The sequence below is a fragment of the Actinacidiphila sp. bgisy160 genome (genome assembly GCF_965342435.1).
GTDB lineage: Bacteria > Actinomycetota > Actinomycetes > Streptomycetales > Streptomycetaceae > Actinacidiphila.
In genome coordinates this window covers 44,801-67,977 of the sequence record NZ_CBDRCM010000041.1, presented here as the reverse complement: position 1 = coordinate 67,977, position 23,177 = coordinate 44,801, and the positions used below count along the sequence as shown (strand labels likewise).

Genomic DNA, 23,177 nt, shown 5'->3' with positions numbered 1-23,177 from the left:
GTGCTCGCGCTCGACGAGGTCCTTGAAGCGCTCGAGGTCGTCACGGACCGTGCGCTCGATCGCGCTGACCTGGGCGAATCCCTTGGGGCCGCCGAAGGCGTCACGGAGCTCGGCGGGGTCGTACTCCATGCGGACCTGGACGCGGCTGTGCTGCTCGTCGATCGGGAGGACCGAGCACGTCCCGGTGATCTCGGCACCGCCGCTGGTGCGCCAGGTCATCTCCCGGGTGTCGCTCCGGGCCTTGGTGCGGTCGGAGAACTCCGCGTCGAGGGAGTCGCTGCCGGTCCCCGACACGCCGAGCCGGGCCTTGCCGTCCCCGGCGGCGCTCGCCTCCCGGACGCCCCCCACGAACTGCGGGTAGTCCTCCAGGCGGTGCAAGTGCTGCCATGCCACCTCGGTCGGAACGTTCAGGTCGATCTGCTCTTCGAGTCTGCTCATGAGCTGCCACCTGCCTTCCTCCCTCCAGCGTGCCTCCTGGCTCCGGCTCACGCCACGCTGACCTCCGGGGCCTCGGTGAACGCTTGCGTCACGGCGGCGGGCGGGCGGCCGGGCGGGGCGTGGTGGACCCGGGTGGGCCGTCGACCCGGCGCGCACCCCCTTCTACGTCAGCCCCCACGCCCGCCCCTGGATCGCGGCGTTGCTTGGGGTGGTGGCGGAGAAGACGGGGCGGGCGCGCCTCAGCCCAGCCGTACGGCGACGGCCGCGCGGTGGCCGTCCCCGACGGCGACGTCGCGGAGCGACCAGCCCTCGGGGCCCGCGGCGGGTACGGGGCCGGAGCCCACGTAGTCCTCGGACGGGTCCCTGGCCAGGCCCGTCCCCAGGCCCTTCAGGTACGCCTCCTTGCGCGCCCACGCCCGCGCGAAGGCCTCTCGGCGCTCCACCGGCGGCAGCATGCCGAGTTCGTCCACCTCCGCCGGGTGCAGCGAGCGCCACACGCCGTCCACGGCCTCCTGGCCGGGCAGCGCCTCCACGTCCACCCCCACCGGGGCCGCGGCGAAGGCCAGCAGCGTCAGCTCCCGGGAGTGCGAGAGCGAGAAGTGCGGGGCGCCGCCCTCCACCGCGGGCCTGCCGTGCGGGCCGCCGCAGACCGGGCAGGTCTCCCGCGTCAGCGGCACCGCGCCGGGCGGGGTGCCCAGGTACGCCGCCAGCAGCAGGCGCAGCGCCACGTGCGCGGTGATGTAGCTGGTGCGGTCGCGCTCGAAGCGGAAGGCCGTGGCCCGCTCGCGCTCCTCCCGGTCCAGCAGCCCGGGCGCCAGGTGGACGGCGGCGGCCGCGTTCGCCGCCGTGTCCACCAGGCACAGCCGCGGCGGGTCGCCTGGCCGGGGCGGGGCCGGCCGATGGGCCGCCGCCGCCACGGTGAAGCGCTCCGGGACCAGTGTCACGGCCGTGCCGTCGGGGCGCCGGACGTGGTCGGAACGATCGCGAACGCCTCGACCTCCAGCAGCAGTTCCGGCCGGAAGAGCGCGGCTACCTGCACCGCCGAGCTGGCCGGGGGCCGCTCGGTGTCGACGTACGCGTCGCGCGCCTCGCGGACCGCGGGCAGGAAGGCGACGTCGGTGACGAAGAAGGTCAACTTGACCACGTCGCCCCAGCCCGCGTCAGCGGCAGCGAGGCAGCGGTCGAGGTTGGCGAAGACCTGGCGCGCCTGCGCCGCCGGGTCGCCCGGCCCGACGAGTTCGCCCCGCTCGTCCACCGCGATCTGCCCCGAGAGGGCGACGAAGCGGCCCTCGCCCCACACGACGTGGCTGTAGCCGGTGCCCGGGAGGACGCCCTCCGGAGCGGCGACGTGGGTGAGGTGCGACATGTGTTCCCCCTTGATGATCGACACCGCTCCATGCTCTCCCACGGGGTCGGCCCGGCGCCACAGCGGACGTCATGATCGGTGTCATTGGCCAGGGATTCTCTGGGCATAAATCGTCATATGGGCGGAGACAGGAGGTTCCCCTCATGAGTCATGCCGAAACCTACGAGCTGACCTTCCCCGTCTCCGGCGACACCGTGGTCGTCAAGCGCACCGAGCGCAAGGGTGCCGGGGGGCACCCGGTGTACAGCGACGACACCGGCATCGTCCAGGCGGAGATCAGCGACCGGGGAGAAGTCCGCATGCTCGCGACGGGTGGGCACCAGCACCACGACGTCCCCTCGCGGGCGACGCCGCACTGAGTGCCCCGTCGGCGCCGGCGTCCCGGAACGGGCCGTGCGCCCGTCACCGGACGCCCCATCGCCTCGCCTGTCTCCCGTCGCGGTCCGTGACCGTGCCGACCGGCCCCGTCGCGACGGCGGCCGCGCCGGTCACCACCCGGGTCACGCCAGGTCATTGCCGTGGGCCCGGACAGCGAACCCACACCCCCCGTGGCACGGACACCTGGACGCCACCGGCGCCATGCGACCCGCGGACGGCGGCACCGTCCGCGTCTACCGGTCAGCCGATCTCGGCCCCGTAGACCTCGAGCGCGTCCGTCACCGGCCGGAAGAGCGTCTCCCCTCCGCCGCTGCCGCCGCTGCCGCCGCTGCCGCCGGGCTCGGCGCAGGCGCCGGTCCGGGTCAGCCCGGAGACCGAGCCCTCCTGGTGGTCGACGGTCGCGTCGAGCCCGGTGACCGCGCGTCGGGCGCCTGAGTGCTGCTGCCGCTGCGCGGCGGCCTGGCCGGCGGCCGGCGTGGCCGCCGAGGCGTTGCAGAGGCCGACGGCGCTGGGGTGGTCGGCGCCGGTGCCGGTGCACGTCACCGGAGCGTAGTCGCGGCCGGGGAACAGGGGGACGGCAAGGGGCCCTTCCCCGTGCCGGGGTGGAGGGGGCTCAGCGGACGCCGCGCGTGCGGAACTGGATGCTGATCCGCGGTCCCACGGCGCGCGTGCTCTTGGGGATCGCGTGCTCCCACGTCCGCTGGCAGGAGCCGCCCATCACCACGAGGTCGCCGTGCCCGAGGGGCAGCCGCATAGCGGCCGCGCCCCCGCCGCGGGGCCGCAGCGCCAGGTCGCGCGGGTCGCCGACGGACAGGATCGCGACCATCGTGTCCTGGGTCGCCGACCGGCCCGTCCGGTCCCCGTGCCAGGCCACGCTGTCCCGGCCGTCCCGGTAGAAGCACAGCCCCGCGGTGACGAAAGGCTCCCCGAGCTCGTCCGCGTAGTGGGCGTCGAGGGCGGCCCGGGCCTCGCCGAGGACGGGGTGCGGCAGCCGCTCGCCCTCCCCGTAGAAGGCCAGCAGCCGGGGCACGTCGACCTCACGCTCGTACATCTGCCGGCGTTCGGCACGCCAAGGAACCGAACCGGCCAGTTCCTCGAACAGCGCGTCGGCCCCCCGCAGCCACCCTGGCAGCAGGTCGAGCCACGCCCCGCTGCCGAGCCCGGTCCGCCGGAGGCCGTCCAGCGGACCGAGCAGCAACTCGTCGGTCTGGTCGAAGAGCGATCCTTGGAGCGGTGCGGTCATGGCTCCAGGGTAGCCCTTTGATCGAACATGTGAGCTATTCGCTGAACGCGGCCAGGTCGAGCCCGGCCAGCCGCTCGGGATCGGCCAGGATGTCGAGCTCCACGACGAGCCCGTCCACGATCGTGAAGCCCATGACCGACACGACCCGGCCCTCCATCGTGGTGACCACCCCGGGCGCGCCGTTGACCAGCGCCAGCCGCGCGTGGAGGGCCGCGCGCCGGAAGGTGAGCGCCTGACTCGCGACCGTCCGCGCGCCGCGCACCTCGCGGGTCGCCCCCGGGAAGGCGGCGCCGGTGTCCGCGCGCAGCACGATGTCCGGGTGCAGCACCGCCACCAGGCCCTCGAAGTCACCCGCGCGCGAGGCCGCCAGGAACGCGCCGACGACCTCCCGCTGACGGCTCAGGTCGGCGTCCGGCACCGGCGCCGCCCCCCGCACCCGGCGCCGCGCCCGGCTGGCCAGCTGCCGCGCCGCCGTCGGCGTGCGCCCGACCATAGGGGCGATCTCCTCGAAGGGCACCGCGAACATGTCGTGCAGCACGAAGGCGAGCCGCTCGGCGGGCGACAGCGTCTCCAGCACGATCAGCAGCGCCAGTCCCACCGAGTCCGCCAGCAGCGCCGCCTGCTCCGGGTCGCCGGCCGCGTCATCCCGGCTCACCACCGGATCGGGCACCCTCACGTCGTCCAGCGGCGACTCGCCCCGGGAGGTCCGCGAGCGCAGCATGTCCAGGCACACCCGGCCCACCACGGTCGTCAGCCAGCCGCCCAGGTTGCCGATCCCGTCCGCCCCGGCGCGGTTCAGCCGCAGCCACGCCTCCTGCACGGCGTCGTCCGCCTCGGCCAGCGACCCCAGCATGCGGTAGGCCACCGCCCGCAGATGCGCCCGGCTCTCCTCGAACCGCTCCGCCAGGAACTCCTTGTCGTCCATCGGCCCCATTCCCTCGTCACGTTCCCTCGGCGCACTGACGAACCGGACGCGTCCAATGTGACAGAGGGGTGCGACAACGCGCCGGTGCGGTGCCGGGGCCGTCCGCCGGGGCCGGGTCACCAGCCGGCGAACAGCCGAACAGCCGCCCCCGGTGCGCGGCGCGCCACGCGCTGCTGAGCGGCACCTGGATCCGGCCGCCCGCCTGATCCGCTCTCTCCAGCCGGGACGGGAAGGACAGCCGCGCGCCGCGCGCAGCCCCGGGGGCTGCCGCACGTCGGCGGACGAGGCTCACCGGCCGCTGCGGCCTCGCCGTCCGGTGGCCCAGCGCCGCAGCCGCTCGACGGCGTGCCCCTTGCGTTCCCGAACAGCCGCGCTCTGGACCGGGCCCGTCGCGAAGGCGCTGACGGCCGTGACAGGCTGCTCCCGCGGGAACACCCGCGTGCGCGGGTACCCGCGGATCGTCAGGCGCCCGGCGGACCAGGTCACCCCGAGCCGGTACCCCCCGTAGCGCGAGGACCGCGCAGACCACGGCGAGGACACGGGCGCCGAGGCGGAGGAGCGCGGCCGGTGCGGCCGGAATCGCGCGAGCCTACCCCCACGCCCCGTGGGCTGCGGCAGGATGTGCACGGTTCCCCGAAGGACGGCGAGAGCCAAGTGGACGCTGTGGAGGGCGCATTGACGGCACAGAGCGAAGACGTGGCACGGGCGGTCGTGGACAGCGTCATACCGATGTTCCCCGCGGTGTCCCCGGACGGCCGCACCGTCGTCCACACGGCGCGCCCCCTCGGCATCAAGGACCGCCCGGCCAGTGTCCTGTGGGCGGTGCCCGCCGACGGCGGCGCCCCGGCACGGCAGCTGACCGACGGCACGACCTGGATCGGCGCCCCGCGCTGGACCCCTGACTCGTCGGCCGTCCTGTTCACCACCGCCGGGCAACTGCACCGCGTACGCCTCGCCGCCGACGGCGGGCCGGACGGCCCCGCCGAGGCCCTCACCGCCTGGCCCGGCGGCATCGCGGACCACCTGCCGCTCGCCGACGGCCGCACCGTCGCCCTGATCGCCGCCGACGAACCGGACGAGGCCGAGGACGACGACGTGATGGTGTGGACCGAGCGGACGGGTCCCGAGCCCTCCGCCCGCCTGCGCCTGCTCGACCTCGACAGCGGTGCCCTCCGCACCGTCGACGTCCTCGGCGACCGGCACGTCGTCGAGGTGGCCGAGCGCCCGGACGGCGGCATGCTGGCCGTCCTCACCTGGGACTGCGCGGAGGAGGACCCCGGCTCGCTCACCGCCGAGCTCCACGTCCTCGACACCGCCACCGGCACCGTCCACGACCTCGGCCCCGCCGGGCACGGGGCGCGCCGCCCGGTCTGGTGGCAGGCCGAGGACGGCTGGCACCTCGCCCACCTGGCCACCACCCCGCCCGGGCTGGTCGGCTCCCCGGCCGTCCTGGACCGCGCGGTCCCGGCCGACCCCGGGCACCAGGTACCGCCCGAGGCCCGCGATCTGACCCACGGCATGACCGTCTGCCCCACCGAACTCCTCCAGGTCGAAGGCGGCCCGCCCCTGGCCGTCTTCGCCGACGGCCTGGACACCGCGCTGTTCCGGCTCGACCCCGGTGAGCGGCGCTTCCGCCGTCTGCACACCCGCCAGGGCATCGTCCACGCCCTCACCGCGGACCGCACGGGCGGGAGGGTCGCCGTGCTCGCGGGCACCGCGTACGAGCCCAAGGACGTCCACGCCGGACCGCCCGACGGCCCGCTGACCCGGATCAGCGACACCAGGCCCGAGATCCGCGACATCCCCTGGGGCAGCCAGGAACGCCTCTCCTACAAGGCCTCCGACGGGCTCGCCCTCGACGGGCTGCTCCTCCTGCCGCCCGGCCGCACCCGCGAGGACGGCCCCTTCCCGATGATCACCCTCGCGCACGGCGGCCCGTACTGGCGCTACACCGACGAATGGCAGTTCCACATCGATCTGCCCCCCGGCCAGCTCTTCGCCACGGCCGGTTACGCCGTCTTCCTCCCGAACCCCCGCGGCGGGCAGGGCCACGGCCACGCCTTCGCGGCCACCGCGGTGGACGGCGCGATCGGCGGCGCCGAATGGACCGACATCACCGAGGGCATCGACCTCCTCGTCGCCCAGGGCGTCGCCGACCCCGACCGCCTCGGCATCGGCGGCTGGAGCCACGGCGGCTACCTGGCCGCCTGGGCCGTCACGCAGACCGACCGCTTCAAGGCCGCGATCGTGGGCGCCGGCATCAGCGACTGGGGCATGCAGGGCGCGACCGGCGAGCAGGGACCCGTCCGCGAGTCGGCGGGCAGCGGCAGCATCGGCTGGGAGGGCCCCGGACCCCACCCCCACGACCGGGTCAGCCCCATCTCCCACGCCTCCCGCATCCGCACCCCGGTCCTGATCCTCCACGGCGAGGACGACACCAATGTGCCCGTCTCCCAGGGTGTCTTCCTGCACCGCGCCCTGCGCCACCACGGCGTCCCGCACGAGTTCGCCGTCTACCCCGGCGAGGGCCACATGATCGGCGGACGCGGCCACCTGCTGGACCTGCTGCGCCGCAGCCTGGCCTGGTACGACCGCTGGCTCACCACCCCGGGGCAGCCCTGAGCCCTGACGCGCGCGTCGCTACCGCCCGGCCCCGTACTCCTCGGGGCAGGGCGGCAGCAGGTCCAGGAACTCCTCCGTGGTGAGGACCGCGTGCGCGTAGAGCGGCGCGTTCACCTCGAAGGTCGCCTCCATCTCCGCCGGGCTGAAGGCGGCGATCGCGTCCCGCACCAGGGTGACGTGGTAGCCGAGCTCCTGGCCGAACCGTGCCGTGGTGTCGATGCAGGTGTTGGCCCGCATCCCGATCAGCACGATGCGCGACACCCGGTGCTGCTTGAGCTGGAAGTCCAGGTCGGTGTTGGCGAAGCCGCTCGACGACCAGTGCTCGTGCACCCGGATCTCACCGTCGACCGGCTGGAAGTCCGGATGGAACTCGCCGCCCCAGGCGCCCAGGGCGAAGACCTGCCCCTTGACGGTCGCCTCCTGGGCGGGGGAGAGGTGCTCCCACTCCGCGTAGTCCCCCGGGGCCGTGCGGCGGTGCGCGACGAAGAACGTCCGGATGCCGCGGGCCCTGGTGGCCGCGAGCACCTGCCGCATGTGGTCGAGCAGCCCCACCTGCTCGGCCACCGCCTTCGCGCGGGGCCACAGTTTCCCGCCGTCGGACAGGAAGTCGTTGTACGGATCCACCAGCAAGAGGCCGGTGTTCGCGTCGCTGTATCCCAGTGCTTCCATGTACCGATTCTGGTCCCGGACCCGTGAGACCACCTGCGCAGCAGGTCAGGGCCGGTGCGGACGGTCAAGTCACGAAAGCACGGGACCTGACCCGCGGCGCGGGCCGGTGTTCCCTGGGGGAGAGCGCTTCGCGGATGCCCTACTGCCGAAATGCCCGTGAAACATCGCGCCTTTCCGGAATCCCGTAGCCGATTCACTCGTCCCGGTAAGGGTGCACATAATGGGATGGGAGGGCGCACGGGAATCGACCTCAATTCCCGATGCCCTACGTCTGGGGAGAGTGCCGTGAGTTCCATACCTCCTCCGCCCGAACGCCCCACCGGCCCTCCGTCCGGACCGCTGTCCGGACGGCCGTCGGGGGGAGAGCACCCACCGGTGACACCGGGCCCCCCGCCCCCACCGGCGGCGCCACCCCCCGGCCCGCCACCACCCCCCGGCCCCCCGGGTCCACCGGGCCCGCCGAGCAGCGCGGGACGCGGCGGCGAACCAGGAGAACCCGGCCGCCACCGCGGCCTCCCCGCCCCGTGGTGGCGGGCCCGCCGCACCCTCGTGACCGCGGGCACCGCGATGGTCGTGGCGGTCGCGGTGATCTTCGCCTTCTCGTTCCTCGGCGGCACCAAGGGCGGCGGCGAGATCTTCCTCCAGAACGCCTCCGCGGCCGGCCCGGACCCCTTCACCCCCTCCACGGCGGGCGAGCCGGGCACCGCGGTCACCCCGACCATCACCCCCAACGAGTCCTCGGCCCCCGGCGGCACCCTCAAGGTCAGCGGCGCGCACCCGGGGCTCTACAGCGGCAGGCAGAACGAGGCCGCCTGCGACGTCGAGAAGCAGATCACGTACCTCACCAGCGACCCGGCACGCGGCAAGGCCTTTGCCGACACCCTGAAGGTCAAGCTGCCGGACCTCCCCTCCCACCTGCGCTCGCTGACGCCCGTTCAGCTGAACTGGGACACCCGCGTCACCAGCCACGGCTTCAAGGACGGCAAGGTCACCGACTACCAGGCCATCCTCCAGGCCGGCACCCCCGTCATGGTCGACAACCACGGCGTCCCGGTGGTCCGCTGCACCTGCGGCAACCCGCTGAGCGCCCCCGACGCCGTCAACGGCACGCCGACGTACAGCGGCCGGCAGTGGGAGACCTTCCGGGCGGCGGGCCTGGTGGCGGTCGTCCCGTCCGACAAGCCGATGAAGACGCTCACGCTCTACGACCAGGACAGCAAGCGCTGGTTCGAGCGCCCCAGCGGCAAGGTCGAGGGCAAGCGGGACCACAAGGTCGAACCGCCCAAGGGCCGGCCCTCCGACTCCCCGGTGCCGGTCCTGCCGTCGCCGTCCACGGGCTCGCAGCTCGAACCGCCGGGGAAGACGGCGTCGCCGCCGAGCGAGGAGAAGAAGCAGGAGGAGCCCAAGTCGCCCGGCACGCGGGAGCAGTCGCCGGAGAAGGGCAAGGAGGAGTCCCCGAAGAGCGAGGAGCCGAAGAAGGAGCAGTCGCCGAAGCAGGAGCAGCCGAAGTCCCCGGGCACGCACGAGGAGTCCCCGAAGCAGGAGCAGCCCAAGTCCCCGGAGCAGCCGGAAAAGCCGAAGACGCCCGAGCAGCCGAAGACTCCGGAGCAGCCGAAGACGCCCGAGCAGCCCGAGAAGCCGCCCTCCGAGCCCCAGCAGCCCCCGGAACAGCCCCAGCAGCCCGAGCAGCCGCCTGCCCAGCCCAAGTCCTCCGACGGCGACACGGGCGACCAGCCCCAGCGGCAACAGCCCCCCGCCCAGCCCAAGTCCGTCCCGCCCGAACCGGCCCCCACGTCCGGCTGACGCCCCACCGCGACCGGCCTCGCCCCACCCGGGGACGGGGCCGTTGTCGGACCCCCCTGCCACCATCCCGGCATGCTGTACGACACCGTGGTGGCCGAAGCCCGCAGGAACGACGCGTTCGACGACGTGCGCTCCGCCGCCCTTGACCGCGCCCGCTGGCTCGTCGACCTCCTCGACCGCGGCCGCGCGGAGTTCCGGCTCGCCTTCGGCCCCCGCAAGGAGGAGTACCGGCGCTTCGAGGAACTGCACGCGGCGACCCGGACCGAGATCGACGAGGGCCTCGCGACCCGCGCCGGCGAGGAGGCACGCGCCGCCGCCCTGTCCCTGCTGCTCGTGGCGCACCCCGACGGCTCGGGTGTGTGGCACTACCGCGACCGGGCCGCGTCCCTCATATCGCGCCAGAGTGGATGGACGCCCGACGAGGTCGCGGTCATGCTGCTCCGCATCGTCGAGTACGACACGGGTCACTGGCTCGCGGAAGCGCTGACCGCGGTGCTGAACGCCGTCGACCGGCTCGACGTCGACGGCCGCCGCGCCGTCAACCCCCTCATCCGCCACGCCTACAGCAGGCTCATGGCCGCGGACGTCGCCGCGGACGTGCGCGGCCCGCTCGGCCGGCGCCTCCGCGCGTTGCTGGCGAAGGACGACCCGGCGAGCATGCCCGACGAGCTGGTCCCCGCGGACGCCCCCTGGGCCACCGCTCTGCGCGAACGCGCCGGCAGCGCGCCCACGCCCGAGCTGGCCGGACTCGTCCGGCACCTGGCGAGCCTGTCGGGCCCGCGCCCCTCCCAGCGCTGGCGCCGGGACTGCCTCGCGCTGAGCGACGCGGCATCGGCGCGCGGCACGACGGCGGAAATGCTGCGGGCACTCGCCGAGGACGCCCCGATGTGCAGCCGGTCGAACGGGTCGCCCACCTCCTGGCACGACGGCGACTTCCACCTCCACTACGTCGTCGGCCAGAAGGACGGCGACCTCGCGCGGGGCGCCGTCTGGGCCGCCGCGCTCACCGCCGGCCCGGACACGGTCGGCCACCTGACCGCCCTCGCCCTGCGCGCCGGCGGGCCCGGGTCCGACGTGATCGAGGACCTCAAGCTCGCGGGCGCGGCGATCAACGCGCTCGCCGAGATCGACGACCCCGCCGCCCTGGAAGCGCTGTGGCGGCTGCGGGCGAAGCTCAAGCACCGGGCCCTCCTCAAGCAGCTCGGCACCGCCCTGGCAACGGCCGCAGCCCGGCAGGGCATCACCCCGGGACAGCTGATCGAGCGCAGCGTGCCCGGGCACGGCCTGGGCCCGGACGGCTCCCTCGTACGCGAACTGGCCGGCTGCCGCGTCCGGCTGGCGATCGAGGACGCCGCGACCGTACGGCTCACCTTCACCGGGCCCGACGGGCGCACGTCCCGTACCGCTCCCGCCGCGGTCAAGGCGCAGTGCGCGGACGAACTCGCCGAGCTCAAACTCCTGGCCAGACAGGTACGGGCCACGCTGTCGGCGGAGCGGGCCCGCCTCGAAGCGCTGATGTCGGCCGGGCGCATCTGGCCGTACGACGAATGGCGCCGCCACTACCGCGACCACCCGGTCACCGGGATCCTCACCCGCGGCCTGATCTGGGAGGCGCAGGACGCCGCCGGCGACTGGCACGCCGTGGCACCCATGAGCCGGCCACCGGGCACGCCCTCGCACATCCGCCTGTGGCACCCGGTCCACGCGCCGGCGGAAGCCATCGCGACATGGCGCGCCCGGGTGGTCGCCGACGGGCTGCGGCAGCCGTTCAAGCAGGCGTTCCGGGAGATCTACCTGCCGACCCCGGCGGAGGAGGAGACCGGCGTCTACTCCAACCGCTTCGCCGCGCACATCGTGGACTACCCGCGGCTGTACGCGCTGTTCAAGGAACGCGGCTGGCAGGCCAACTTCCTCGGCAACCACGACGGCGGTTACGACGGGCTGGCCCGCGGGGAGTTCGGGGACGGCGGATGGCGCGCCTGCTTCCACCACGAACCGGCCGACGACAACACCGGCCACGCCCCCGACCACGCCGCGACCGACCAGGTCCGGTTCGAGCGCCGCGACGGCCGGCGCTGGCGCGAGGCGCCGCTGGCCGAGGTACCGCCCCTGGTCTTCAGCGAGGCGATGCGCGACGTCGACCTCTTCGTCGGCGTCACCTCGATCGCGGCCGACCCCACGTGGACCGACCGGGGCGAGGACCGCTACGCCGAGTACTGGCGGACCGCGTCGTTCGGCGAGCTGACGGCGAATGCGGAGATCCGCCGGGAGGCTCTGCAGCGCATCCTGCCGCGCCTGAAGATCGCCGACCGCTGCTCCCTCGGCGGCCGCTACCTGACCGTCCGAGGCGACCTCACGACGTACCGGATCCACCTGGGCTCGGCCAACGTCCTGATGGCACCGGACGACGCCTACCTCTGCATCGTCCCCGCCCGCCGCAAGGCCGACCGCAAGCTCTTCCTGCCCTTCGAGGACGAGCGGCTGGCGCTGATCCTGTCCAAGGCCGCCCTGCTGGCCGCGGACTCCGCGATCAGCGACCCGACGATCCTGCGCCAGATCAAGCGAGCCACGCGATGAGCGGCGTGACCTTCCGGGACGAGACGGCCGGCGACAAACCCCGCACAGTCCTACGGCTCACGGGCCTCCCGGACCGGATGACGGCCCGCGCCCTCCTCCACCTCCGCGCCCGCGAAGAGGCATCCCTCGCCCATCCGGCGAACGCCGAGCCGGCCGACTGGCGCACCCAAGCGAGCCTCGCCGAACGCGCCTTCCTCTCCAACGCGTTCTTCATCCTGACCCCCACCCACCAGATCGACGACTTGGACGAAGTCATCGACCTCACCACCACCCCGACGCTGACCTTCCTCCGCCTCATCCCCCTGGCCGGCGGCTGACCCCCACGCCCCGAACCCGCCACCCCGCCCGCCCCTGGACCGCGCACACGGCTCCGGAGGGCCCTGCGTTGTTCAGGATCCCCGCAGGTCACCTGTGTCCCCTGGCCTTGTGAACAATTCCTAGTCCACAGATGGTCCGCGCCGACCCCAGACGGTTGAGGGCGACTGCCTACGCGAGGTAGTTCGGCAGTTGTGGTTCCAGCGGCTACGGCAGTCCCACGGCCAGGTGAAGTGTTCAGTGGTATCTGCGTTGTCGTGCGGGCGCCGCTGTACAGCGCGTAGGCGTCGCGGATCAAGCCCATCCGAGCTCCGGTCGTAGGCGGACCTCTTCGTCGCCTCCCGGTAGGCGGTCCGAGTCTTGCAGCACCGTGCACCGCGCACCGCGTTCAGCGGGGAACGAGCGGTCTTACCGACGGCCGATTCGAGCCTGCCCGTCTCGACCAGCTCGCCACCGGCCGCAGGCCACTCGCCGACGTCCGGTTCGAACGGCGCCGATGAGCCTCAGGAACGTCCCGGCGGTGTTCCCATGCGGTACGTGCCTGAGCGCGGAGTCACGTTTGACGCGAGCAGGCAGGTCACTCGGATCCGACAGGAGACCTTCCAGAGGACACGATGATTCCTATATACCCATCGCGATCTTTGCGTCAGGATGAGCTCACGACTCGATCCTCAAGGACGCTGCATGGCAACAAAATTGACGGCCCGTCGCCACGGGCGACTGGAACTGACCTGGACGAACAAGGACAAGACTCTCCTGTCCACGGGCGACGGCAGGTATGACTACTCATTCGTCGACTCGTCGGACTACCGCGTCTCCGAGGTCCGGTTGCTCCACGAGGTCAGTCGGTTCGCGGCCCCCACGCCCCTGGAGCGGCCGGCAGCACTGCCGGAGCCGACCCAAGACAATCTCCTCGTCACCGGCGACGCCATGCATGTTCTCGACGCCCTGGCGAAGATCCCGGCCTACGCCGACCGGTATCTCGGCAAGGTGAAGCTGGTCTACATCGACCCGCCGTTCAACACCGGTCAGGCATTCTCGCAGTACGAGGACAGCATCGCGCACTCGATCTGGCTCACCCTTCTCAGAGACCGCATCCGTCAGATCAGGCCGCTGCTGGCCGAGGACGGCTCCGTGTGGGTCCATCTGGACCATACGGAGTCCCACCGGTGCCGCGTGGTCTTGGATGAGGAGCTGGGTGAGCACAATTTCGTCGCCGAAGTCGCCTGGCAGAAGGCTGACTCGCCCCGGAACGACACCAAGGGACTCTCGACGTCACAGGACACCATCCTTGTGTACCGCAAGAGCGAATCCTGGATGCCGAATCGCATGCCGAGGCTTGCCATCTCGAACACGTCCCGCTTCCAGTCCCGAGATGGAGACCCGATCCCCTGGAGCGACGGTGACGCAACGGCAGGTGGCGCCGCTACGCACCAGCCGATGGTCTACGCGATCGAGCACCCGATCACCGGGAAGCGGATGTATCCGCCGCCGGGCCGCTGTTGGGGCAAGGCACAGTCATGGATGCTCGAGCAAATGTCCGAGTATGCCCCGTATGAGCTTCGCGACATTGGCGACGAGGCGGAACGGGCCCGAATATGCGGAACCACCCCGGACAAGGTGAAACCGGGTGTTCCCGCGATCGCGCTGTCCGTGCCGCTCGACGAGGCCGCGGCGAAGGCCCGGGCACGGTTTGACGCCGGTCATTGGCCGGATCTGGTCATGCTCGGCCTTCGGGAGCGACTCCGACGCAAGAAGCACCTCGAGGACAACGGTCGGGTACCGGAAACCTTGTGGCTCGGCAGCGAGGTCGGCGGCAATCTCCGCGGGAAGAACGAAATTAGAAATCTCTTCCCGGAGGAGCACCCGTTCGCCACCCCCAAGCCGGAGCAGTTGATCGCCCGCATTGTTCATATCGGGTCGCTCCCTGGGGACATCGTGCTGGACTGCTTCGGTGGATCCGGCACGACAGCGGCGGTTGCCCACAAGATGGGACGCCGATGGGTGACCTGCGAGCTGCTCGCCTCTAACGTGAGCCGATTCCTGCTTCCTCGCCTGACGAAGGTAGTCAACGGAGAGGATCCCGGAGGCGTCACCAGCATCACCGAGCGAATGGCCGCGGTCGCTGGTGACGACGAAGACGACATGGAGCTACCCGAAGGGGTCTCTCCGGAGAATGCGCAGGAGTTCAACCGGGTGCTCAACAAAGTGGTCAAGGCGAGCTCGGTCAACCTCGACGAGAAGACCATCCAGGCATTGAAGGCCGCTACCAAGACCAAGAACGTCACGACCCTGAACTGGCATGGAGGCGGCAGCTTCACGCACCTGCGTGTCGGGGAGTCCATGTTCGAGGAGGTCGCTGGGATCGTCGTGCTCGCCGACTGGGCAACCCAGGGGGCGCTGGCCGAGGTGATGTGCGCTCAACTGTCCGTGCCCTACGAACCCGAAGACATCTTCGCCGGCCGCCAGGGCCGTACCCGCTATCTCGTGATCGACGGGATGGTCGGGACAGGGACCATCGCGTCTGTCCTTGACCGGCTGCCCGAGGGCGAGGTTGTCGAGATCTGGGCTACCCAGATTGACAACGACGCAACCGAGACACTGAAGGTTGACCGACCCGGCTCCAAAATCGAACTTATCCCGGACAAGGTCTTGGACAACTACCGGCGCACGACCGCCTTGAAGGCCCCGTTTGGGGCTGGCCGAGCCGTACCGCGACCCCGTACGACCACGGAGACGAGCGACTCTGCTGCGGCAGGGGCCAAGAGGGAGAGAGTCTGATGGGGGAGCTGCGATTCCAGGCTGATCTCCTCGACGAGGTAGCACACCGTCTCGACCTGCGTGAACCCAACCGCAAGGCCATCGAGTCCGTGATCCTCCGGGCCTCTGATCATTACGATGTCCAGGAGAGCTCCGGCCCCTTTGAATGCATCGTCGATTCGGCGACCGGTGTCGGAAAGACCTATGTGATGGCCGGGCTAATGGAATACCTGGCGGGCGCCGAGAGTCCGGCACGAAACTTCCTTCTGCTGGCACCCGGCCGCACTATCCGCGATAAGTCGGTACAGAACTTCACGCCCGGCAATCGCAAGTCACTGCGACCCGTGATGCGCTCGGCCCCGTACGTCGTGACCGCCGACAATTTCAACTCGCCGGCCACCAGGGTCGCCATGGATGACGCGAGTGTCACCAAGCTGTACATCTTCACCGTTCAGGCGCTGACTACGTCCACGGGCGAGGGACGCGCCACCCATGTCCACTCCGAGAACCTAGGCGCCTCGTTCTTCGAACGCCTCGCCCTTCTCGAGGACCTGGTAATCCTCGCGGATGAGCACCACTGCTACCGTGGACCGGCGTTCTCCCGGACAATCACCGACCTCAAGCCGGAACTCGTGGTCGGCCTGACCGCGACACCAGTCAAGGCCGACGAAAACCTGGTCGCATTCAGATATCCGCTCGCTGCTGCCATCGCGGACCAACTGGTCAAAACCCCGGTGATGGTCGCGCGCCGAGACGACCGCACCGACACGGAGACCAAGCTCCTAGATGGAGTTAACCTTCTGCGGTACAAGAGCGCAGCGGCCGACGCGTACTGCACCGAGCATGAACTACCGCGCGTTAACCCAGTGATGCTAGTCATCGCCGGTTCCATCGAAGAAGCCAAGGAGTATCAGGACGTCCTCGACTCTAGCTCCTTCGATGCCGGCGCCTGGGCCGGTACGACCTTGCTTGTGCACTCGAAGCTGAAAGGCGAAGAAAAGGAGAAAGCCCTCGCTGACCTGCAGGCGGTGGAGGAACCCGAATCGCCCGTGCGAATCATCATCAGCATAGGAATGCTGAAGGAGGGCTGGGATGTCAAGAACGTTTACGTCATCGCATCCATGCGTGCCTCCGTCTCCACAGTGCTCACCGAGCAGACCCTTGGCCGCGGCATGCGGCTCCCCTTCGGACGCTATACACAGGTGGAGTTCCTCGACACTCTCGAGGTCCTGGCCCACGAGAAGTACGGCGACCTACTGAAGAAGCGCAGTGTTCTCAACGAAGCGTTCATCGACTACGGCACCTACGCGCAGCTACGGCGAGCGGCCGACGGCAGCTTGGAGGTTCGCCAGAAGGCCATTCCGGCGCCGGGCCCGGTCATTCCGGCTCCACGGCCTTCTGTAACGGCCCAGACTGGAGATCCTGCGACAAGCGAAGAGTTCTTGTTGTCGTCAGAGCCGGGCGATCTCGCGTCGGCAGCCGCAGCTTCCGTTGTCGGGATCGTGGACCAGGAGAGCCGGGCACGCCAGGCGAAGAAGGACGCGCAGTCCGGCGCTGTCATTGAGTATTCGCCGTTGCCGGACCGGGAGCCGATCGTGATTCCGCGACTCGTGTCCGTAGCCCAGCCGACAACAGTGAGCCTGAACGATATTGATCCGGAGGACTATGGACCGTTTGAACGCCTTGGACGGGCTCTGGTTACCGAGCACTCCGAGGAGCTGCGCCGCACCAAGCTGTCTGCGAGCCACAACTGGCAAAAGGCCCAGGTCCGCGCGGAGACTGCCCGAGACTCGATAAGGGCTGCCCTGCCTCTGGACATTCCGCTTTCGGAGACCCGCAAGGCACTCATCCGCCGCGTCATGTCGGCCAAGGACGTGCCGAATCGTAAGAACGAACTCGGGGCCGCAGAGAGGATCGTCGACTGCGTCATCGAGGCCATGGGTGACGAGGCTCAAGAATGCTTGTCGGCCTTCGTCGAGGTATGTGGACAGCGACTTACCCGGCAGATCAGCAAGACCCTCCGGGACTTCAACCCGACCCAGATTATGTATACCGACGATGTCGAATGGCTGCCGATCGACAAGACGCGTAAGGCGCAGCGGAAACAGGAAGCCGGACATGCAGACGGGACGTTCGACAAGAATCTGGCGTTCAACGGATGGCAGAAGAACCTGTATAGCCACGCCTGGTTCGACAGCTCTCCTGAGTTCCAGGCGGCCGGTCTGATTGATAGCAGCAGCTCCGTCGTGGTCTGGGCACGCCTCCACATCAATGATGTGGAGATCCATTGGACCACGGACGGCCGGAACTATAACCCGGACTTCGTCGTCATCGAGGAGATCGAAGGAAAACGCCTTGGCTGGCTCGTAGAGACCAAGAGCGACAAGGACATGTCCTCTGCAGAAGTCCAGGCCAAACGGCGCGCAGCGAAGAAATGGGCTAATACTGCCAACTCATCCCCGCAGGTTCGCGGGGTCACGTGGAATTACCTTCTCGCCGGTGAGCAAGACGTCGAGGACGCGGCTGGGCTTTGGGGGCGACTGAAGAAATTCTGCGTCTAAGGCCCGTGATGTCAGAAGTGCGGTTTGAGTCCACGGCAGCCGTGGCGGACTGGACGCCGGCACTTGTGTGTTACTCGGCACGAGTGCCGGACTGGCAGGGTACGCACTAGGCTCAGCTGGGGCATTGAGAGGCGCATGGGCTTGCTTGATGCGCAGCGACCCTGCGTACTCCCGGTTGGGATTGGGCTGCCGGCGGCTGGTCTGACCCTGAGCCGGCGAATCGTCAGGCGACTCCTGTAGATCGGGACTCAGATGGAGGCAGCGCGCAGGGTACCTTGGTCACCAACAGCAGTGGGAGGAAGGGCTCGTAGCGATGGAACGCATCCCCGAGGACGTAGTGCGCATCGCACTGGACAAGGCCGAGGGATTCCCCTTTGAGCGATTTGCTATGTCCTTCTATTCATCGCTAATCGGGGCAGACTTCGTACCGCTGGGGGGAATCAAAGACGGCGGTGCGGATGCCCGCGACGGAGCAATTTTCGAAGAGAAGGGGAGGCCTGAAACCTACTATCAGGCAAGCGTTGAGATTGATGCAGAGAGTAAAATCAGGCGGACGATGGCGCGCCTGCGAGAGTTTGGTAGAGACCCCAAGGTTCTGTTCTATCTAACCTCAAAGACAATCAAATATAGTGATCGAGTTGAACGGGAGTTGACGGCGGAGCTTGATGTTACGGTATACATTCGTGATGGTGGCTACATTGTTGCGCACGTCAATGACGATGTAGCGGGTCGAGCTGCATTTGATGAGCATCTCCGGAGCTATACAGATTTTCTCAAGCGCATTGGCTCGTCTAGGCTCATTGAGGCATCGAAGCACGTTAAGAACCCTGCAGCATTCGTGTTCCTTTCGCAGGAGCTTGAACGCCGTTCTGGAAATGAGAAGCTCGTAGACTCAGTTGTCGATGCGCTTGCGCTGTGGGCTCTGGAGGGCACCGATCCCGATGCCGGAATCCTCTACCATAGCGAAAAAGTAGAACAAGTGATTGCGCAGTCTCTGCCAAGTGTTACGGCCTTGGTGAAGCCCCGGTTGCGCCGTCGTCTTGAGGTGATGTCAGATAAGAAATTTCACGGGGGCAGGGCAGTGAACTGGCATCGGAAGGACGATGTCTTTTGCCTTCCATTTGAAACTCGTCAGCGAATCGAGGAGGAAAATACAGCCGACGAGACATTGCGATTGGAGGTTATTTCCAGCTTCGAGGACAGGCTGCGAAAGGAAGGAATCAAGGGCCTAGGTAAGGTTCGTGGGCGGCAAGCCGTAGAAGTAGCGCTCCGCACGTTGCAGCTTTCCTTTGAACGGAATGGGTTGGAGTTCGCGGCGTTTTTGCATGCGAATGATAATTCCGACTATGGAACCATCACGGATTGTCTCGCCGTAGCACTGAAGGAATACGGTCTGACGGGGCGTGACTCTGTGAATGTTGGTGACGGCGCTTTCGCTCTCCTGCGGGGCGTCCTCTATAACTCTAGTGAAGTTGAGCGGAGGTACCTTCAGCGGCTATCGCGAACCTACGCTCTCCTATTCACCCTGAACACAGAGCCTAAACTGGTCGACTTCTTTCAGGAGATGACAGGGGAGTTTCATCTCTATGTGGGGTCGGATCAGATTGTACGAGCCCTAAGTGAACACTACCTCGACGAGCCCGATCGGATGACTGCCAATACCCTATTGATGGCCGGCAAGCTAGGAGCGAAGCTAATTTTGACCGACCCGGTGCTCGAAGAGGTGGTTCATCACCTCCGTGTCTGCGACTTCGAGTATCGGAACCACATTGCTGACATCGACGAGTATATGAACTATGAGGTCGCCAGAAACGCGCCGCACATAATGCTCAGATGCTACCTGTATGCGCGGATAAATCAAGACCTCGGGTGGCGGAGGCCTCAGAGCTGGCCAGCCTTTGTTAAACAATTCTGCACTTACGCCGATTTGCATAAGCCCGCCGCCTTCGACGACATTAGGCGGTATTTGCAGGCGAAGTTTTCGCTCGCGTTTGAGTCGGTCGAGGACCTTGAAAGTCTCGTCGATTTGGGCGAGGTTGAAGCTTTGGCGGTGCAACTTGAGGAGGCCAAGCGGGATCCCCGCCTAGCCCGCAACGATGCACTATTGGCGTTGGCTGTCTATGGTCATCGCGCTGCGAAGAAAGAGACATCCAGCGTTTCCGAGTTCGGCTATGCGACGTGGTGGTTGACTTCTGAGACGGCGATTCTGAAATATACCAGGGGAATCGTCAGGGAACATCGTGCGCGCTACGTGATGCGGCCAGACTTTCTCCTCAACTTTCTCACCTTGGCACCCAGTGCTGCGGATGCTCGTCAAACCTTCAAATCGGTGTTCCCTAGCTTGCTCGGAATCAAGCTCGCTCGCCGCATGAAACTTGAGACTTTCAACCAGATCATGGACTCCGTCGCCGAGGCGGTAAATCTTGACGAAGCCCGTCGTTCTGCAGAGATCGCTAAATCTTTGGATAAACTTAAGAGTGACTTTGCGAGGCAATACACAGCTCTTGGGGAGAGTGGCAAGATTCAGGGAGTGGATTTTGCTGCAGAAAACCAGGCAATGCTGAACGGGCAGGCGTAAGGCCCCCGCGCCGGCTTTGTATTGGCGGAGCGGGTTTGGCCGGTGGCCTGCCTGGGCTGGGGCCGAGCATGATCGGGGGGCCGTACGCTGGTTGGCAACTCGGGCAGGCTTGACCATGCCCGCAATGTGTCCGAGTGGCCCCCTGGTCTTGCTCGGCGCGGGTCCCGGACCGGGGAGGTGGCTAAAGCCGCGGAGCCGACCGGCCCAGGCACAGCGGGTTTTCCCTCGGTAATCCCTCGCCGTTTGGCGGGCGGCCGGCGGCCGGGCCGTAGCGGGGCGCAGACAGACATCCGATGCGGTTGATCTGTCAAGCCACGGTGGGGAAGGCGATCTCTTCGTTGTAGGGGATTCGCGTGGTCAGGCAGTGGTGGAGGCAGCCGAGCATGCGGTTGAAGAGGTTGCGTTGGGCGGCGGTGTGGCGTTCTTCGGTGGCTCGGCGGCGGTCGTAGTGGGCTCGGGCGCCGGTGAGGGCGCCGAGGCCGGGGAAGCTGGTGATGATCTCGGCGTCCGGGTGCGTCTCGAACGCTGTGACGGTGGCGGTTTCGAGTTCGTCGGCGCTGGTGCAGGCCGCGTTGAACTGCCGCAGCAGTGCTTGGGTCTTGGCGCCCATGGCCTGTTCGACCAGCGGCGGTTGCTGCATCTGGGGTTCGCGCAGCAGCTGGTGGAGACGTTCGACTTCGGGGGCGATCTCGCGTTGACGGCCGGCCTTGATGAGCAGGGCCCGCAGCTGGGTGCGGGACAGGCGGGCGGCCTCGGTGGGGGTGGGGGCGGCGGCCAGCAGAGTGCGGGTGACCGGTGAGGTGATGCCCTCGCGGAAGTGAACGAACACCGTGAGGAAGCCGGGGAAGTATTCCCGCAGGTGGGAGCGGAGTTTGTTGCCTGCTTGGGTGCGGTCCCAGACGGCGTCTTGCTGGGCGCGGGCCAGGATGGCGATGGCCTGGGCGAGCTCGCTGTCTGCGGGCAGGGGCCGGTGCTCGGCGGGGTCGGTGCGCAGGATGTTGGCCAGGACCTTGGCGTCCAGGTGGTCGGACTTCTTGCGGGTCAGGGCGTATCGGTCGCGGTAGCGGGCGGCGGTGAGCGGGTTGATGGCGTAGATGGGTCGGCCGGTGGCTCGCAGGCAGGACACCAGCAGGCCGTGGGATGTCTCGATGGCCACCGGGATCGGGGACTGTGGGGTGTCGCCGTGGTCAGCCAGCAGATCCAGCAAGTGCGCCAGGCCGGCGGCGTTGTCGTCGATGCGGAGCTTGGCTAACAGCGCTCCGTCCTGGTCGATCAAGGCCACGTCGTGGTGGTCGCTGGCCCAGTCGATCCCGCAGAACACGCCGGGCATGGGTTTCCCTCCTCCGTGTTGGCGGCGTATGGGTGCTGGTCACAGCCGTGCAGGGGTGCGCGGCTCCCTAATGGAAGGGCTCATGCGGCCCGTCATCCGATCAGCCGTTCGCGATCCCCGGCGACCCGCGGGGCCCTCGGTCTGCGGGGGAACTCGGTGGTTCCCGAAGCGGTGAGAGGTGATCCCTGCGGGCGGCCTGGTCCACGACGCTAACGAATCCGATGCCCCTGGTCGCGTGGCTGGCGGGGTCGGGCCGAGCGGGACGGAGGCAGGAGCGTGGCCCGGGCCCCGCCGGGCCACGCGTCCCCGGCGGATGCTGGGGACGAACAGCACACGGGACCGGCTCTGTCTTTAGAGGTCAGCGCCTCAGGAGCGGATACGGCTCACCACGTGCTGGTCATCCCCAACGCCTTACGTCCCCATTAGGAGCGTCGGCCCGAGACGCCGGGCCGCGCGCCGCCGCGCTCTGCGCGGCGGGAGCGCCTTGAACCCGTGAAGAAGGTTGTAACTCAGGAGGAGGCTGCGATGCTCCACAGGGGGGCTGTGTACTGTCCGGGGCGCTTGGCGATCAGGAGCGCGCGCAATTCTTCGCGCTGAGCCCCGGGTAGATCGAGGGCTTCCGTCAGGCGCCGGAACGTCGTGTGGGTGATCCCGTGGCTGCGAGCCCCAGCTTCGAAGCGGGTCAGCTCTGTTAGGACCGTGGTGGGATTGAGCTCGGCCTGGTCACGCCCCGATAGCCACAGGGCCTTGTTCCGCTCGTAGTCGATCTCGGAGTATCCGCAGATCTCACGGCTGTGCTGCTCGGCTTCTTCGAGAGTGCTCGTTGATACGAGGGCGCGGGCCAGTCTGTTGCGATGGAGTGCGTCATCGATGTCCACCTCGTGGACCGTCGGGCTCTCGTCGGTCAGTGGGACGGGGAGGCCGGCGTCTCGGATTTCGCAGAGGCCGCGGACACCTCGTGCTGCGGCGGCGAGCATCGCGGTCGCCTCGGAGGGGTGCCACTCCAGAACCGTGCCTACCGGCGTCACTTGGTTGGCCGTGAATGTATGGACTGTGCGTCCAAGGCTGTCTTGGAGGTCCCCGGCAGGGATCTCTCCGTCTAGACCCGGACCAGCAATGAGGAGTCGCACGGGAGCCTTGAGCTGTGCGCAGGCAGCCAGGGTGAGGGCGTCGGCGAGAGGGCTCTTGAGCGTGGGCTCATCGCCGCGAGCGAGGATGTCGCCGCCCACGTCCAGGAGGTCAACGGACTCTGGGGAGAGTTCGGCGATGAGTTCTTCGAGTTGCTGGGCCAGGCCAACGGCGCCGCCGCGAGGGTCGATTAGCGCCAGGGTGTGAGGCAGTTCGGCGGCCAAGCGGGGGAGTGTGGAGCCGGCGGGAGCAACGGGCTCGGCATCTGCGGGGACGGCGTACACGCTTGGCGTCAGCTGGCGCAGGCCGTTGAAGTCGGCCGGACTGCGGGGCCCCGGCAACGGGTCGACGATCAGGCGGTCCCAGGCGTAGCTGAGGATCACCGCCGGGTCCTCAGCGCCATACAAGGCCGCGTCCAACATTGCGGCGGCGACAGCGTCGCCCCCTCCTCCGGCTGCCAGGATCAACCGCGTCACGTGGCCAG

The 23,177-nt window shown here is 68.7% G+C and carries 17 protein-coding genes; 8 read left to right on the top strand and 9 right to left on the bottom strand.

All coding sequences use genetic code 11. The annotated features are described in order from the left end of the window. From ACRWNP_RS26970 to ACRWNP_RS26960, 3 genes are all read right to left on the bottom strand, one after another. Positions 1–438: SRPBCC family protein (locus ACRWNP_RS26970; RefSeq protein WP_431965724.1), on the bottom strand; the 438-nt coding region annotated here is incomplete at its 3' end. A 239-nt stretch (positions 439–677) separates the two neighbouring features. Then, positions 678–1,382 (bottom strand): 4'-phosphopantetheinyl transferase family protein, encoded by a 705-nt coding sequence (locus ACRWNP_RS26965; RefSeq protein ID WP_431965722.1) that lies wholly within the window; start codon positions 1,380–1,382, stop codon positions 678–680. After that, positions 1,379–1,804, bottom strand: a complete 426-nt coding sequence (locus ACRWNP_RS26960; protein ID WP_431965732.1) for a RidA family protein — start codon at positions 1,802–1,804, stop codon at positions 1,379–1,381. The genes ACRWNP_RS26965 and ACRWNP_RS26960 overlap by 4 nt, the downstream gene beginning before the upstream one ends. A gap of 143 nt (positions 1,805–1,947) precedes the next feature. Here ACRWNP_RS26960 and ACRWNP_RS26955 point away from each other — a divergent pair, with 143 nt between their 5' ends. After that, positions 1,948–2,163, top strand: coding sequence for a DUF6296 family protein (locus tag ACRWNP_RS26955; RefSeq protein ID WP_431965720.1), 216 nt, complete (start codon positions 1,948–1,950; stop codon positions 2,161–2,163). Between the two features lie 259 nt (positions 2,164–2,422). Here ACRWNP_RS26955 and ACRWNP_RS26950 read toward each other — a convergent pair whose 3' ends face one another. The 3 genes from ACRWNP_RS26950 to sigJ form a co-directional block, all read right to left on the bottom strand. Further along, positions 2,423–2,725, bottom strand: coding sequence for a hypothetical protein (locus tag ACRWNP_RS26950; protein WP_431965718.1), 303 nt, complete (start codon positions 2,723–2,725; stop codon positions 2,423–2,425). A 70-nt stretch (positions 2,726–2,795) separates the two neighbouring features. Continuing rightward, complete coding sequence (locus ACRWNP_RS26945) at positions 2,796–3,425, bottom strand: alpha-ketoglutarate-dependent dioxygenase AlkB (RefSeq protein WP_431965716.1); 630 nt, start codon at positions 3,423–3,425, stop codon at positions 2,796–2,798. A 34-nt stretch (positions 3,426–3,459) separates the two neighbouring features. Further along, positions 3,460–4,350: an RNA polymerase sigma factor SigJ gene (gene sigJ, locus ACRWNP_RS26940; RefSeq protein ID WP_431965714.1), complete on the bottom strand. Its 891-nt coding sequence runs from the start codon at positions 4,348–4,350 to the stop codon at positions 3,460–3,462. 675 nt (positions 4,351–5,025) lie between these two features. Here sigJ and ACRWNP_RS26935 point away from each other — a divergent pair. Further along, positions 5,026–6,972: a S9 family peptidase gene (locus ACRWNP_RS26935; RefSeq protein ID WP_431965712.1), complete on the top strand. Its 1,947-nt coding sequence runs from the start codon at positions 5,026–5,028 to the stop codon at positions 6,970–6,972. An 18-nt stretch (positions 6,973–6,990) separates the two neighbouring features. On the opposite strand, the gene ACRWNP_RS26930 is transcribed toward ACRWNP_RS26935, so the two are convergent. Further along, entirely contained in the window at positions 6,991–7,641 is a 651-nt protein-coding gene (locus ACRWNP_RS26930; RefSeq protein ID WP_431965710.1) for an isochorismatase family cysteine hydrolase, read from the bottom strand. Positions 7,642–8,190: 549 nt separating this feature from the next. Between ACRWNP_RS26930 and ACRWNP_RS26925 the strand changes: the two genes are divergently transcribed. The 6 genes from ACRWNP_RS26925 (at position 8,191) to ACRWNP_RS26900 (ending at position 20,235) form a co-directional block, all read left to right on the top strand. After that, entirely contained in the window at positions 8,191–9,444 is a 1,254-nt protein-coding gene (locus tag ACRWNP_RS26925) for a DUF6777 domain-containing protein (protein WP_431965708.1), read from the top strand. Positions 9,445–9,516: 72 nt separating this feature from the next. Then, positions 9,517–12,021 (top strand): DUF4132 domain-containing protein, encoded by a 2,505-nt coding sequence (locus ACRWNP_RS26920; protein ID WP_431965706.1) that lies wholly within the window; start codon positions 9,517–9,519, stop codon positions 12,019–12,021. Continuing rightward, a complete protein-coding gene (locus ACRWNP_RS26915; protein ID WP_431965704.1) occupies positions 12,018–12,338 on the top strand; it encodes a hypothetical protein in 321 nt (106 codons plus the stop codon). The genes ACRWNP_RS26920 and ACRWNP_RS26915 overlap by 4 nt, the downstream gene beginning before the upstream one ends. A gap of 682 nt (positions 12,339–13,020) precedes the next feature. Beyond that, positions 13,021–15,117 carry a site-specific DNA-methyltransferase gene (locus tag ACRWNP_RS26910; RefSeq protein WP_431965702.1) on the top strand — a complete coding sequence of 699 codons (2,097 nt, stop codon included), beginning with the start codon at positions 13,021–13,023 and terminating at the stop codon, positions 15,115–15,117. Continuing rightward, on the top strand, positions 15,117–17,657 hold the full coding sequence (locus tag ACRWNP_RS26905) for a DEAD/DEAH box helicase family protein (RefSeq protein ID WP_431965700.1): 2,541 nt from the start codon (positions 15,117–15,119) through the stop codon (positions 17,655–17,657). The genes ACRWNP_RS26910 and ACRWNP_RS26905 overlap by 1 nt, the downstream gene beginning before the upstream one ends. A 313-nt stretch (positions 17,658–17,970) precedes the next feature. Further along, complete coding sequence (locus tag ACRWNP_RS26900; RefSeq protein ID WP_431965698.1) at positions 17,971–20,235, top strand: hypothetical protein; 2,265 nt, start codon at positions 17,971–17,973, stop codon at positions 20,233–20,235. 307 nt (positions 20,236–20,542) lie between these two features. Here ACRWNP_RS26900 and ACRWNP_RS26895 read toward each other — a convergent pair whose 3' ends face one another. Then, positions 20,543–21,565 carry an IS110 family transposase gene (locus ACRWNP_RS26895; RefSeq protein WP_431965696.1) on the bottom strand — a complete coding sequence of 341 codons (1,023 nt, stop codon included), beginning with the start codon at positions 21,563–21,565 and terminating at the stop codon, positions 20,543–20,545. A gap of 509 nt (positions 21,566–22,074) precedes the next feature. Then, on the bottom strand, positions 22,075–23,160 hold the full coding sequence (locus ACRWNP_RS26890) for a DUF1152 domain-containing protein (protein ID WP_431965730.1): 1,086 nt from the start codon (positions 23,158–23,160) through the stop codon (positions 22,075–22,077). Positions 23,161–23,177: the final 17 nt, after the last annotated feature.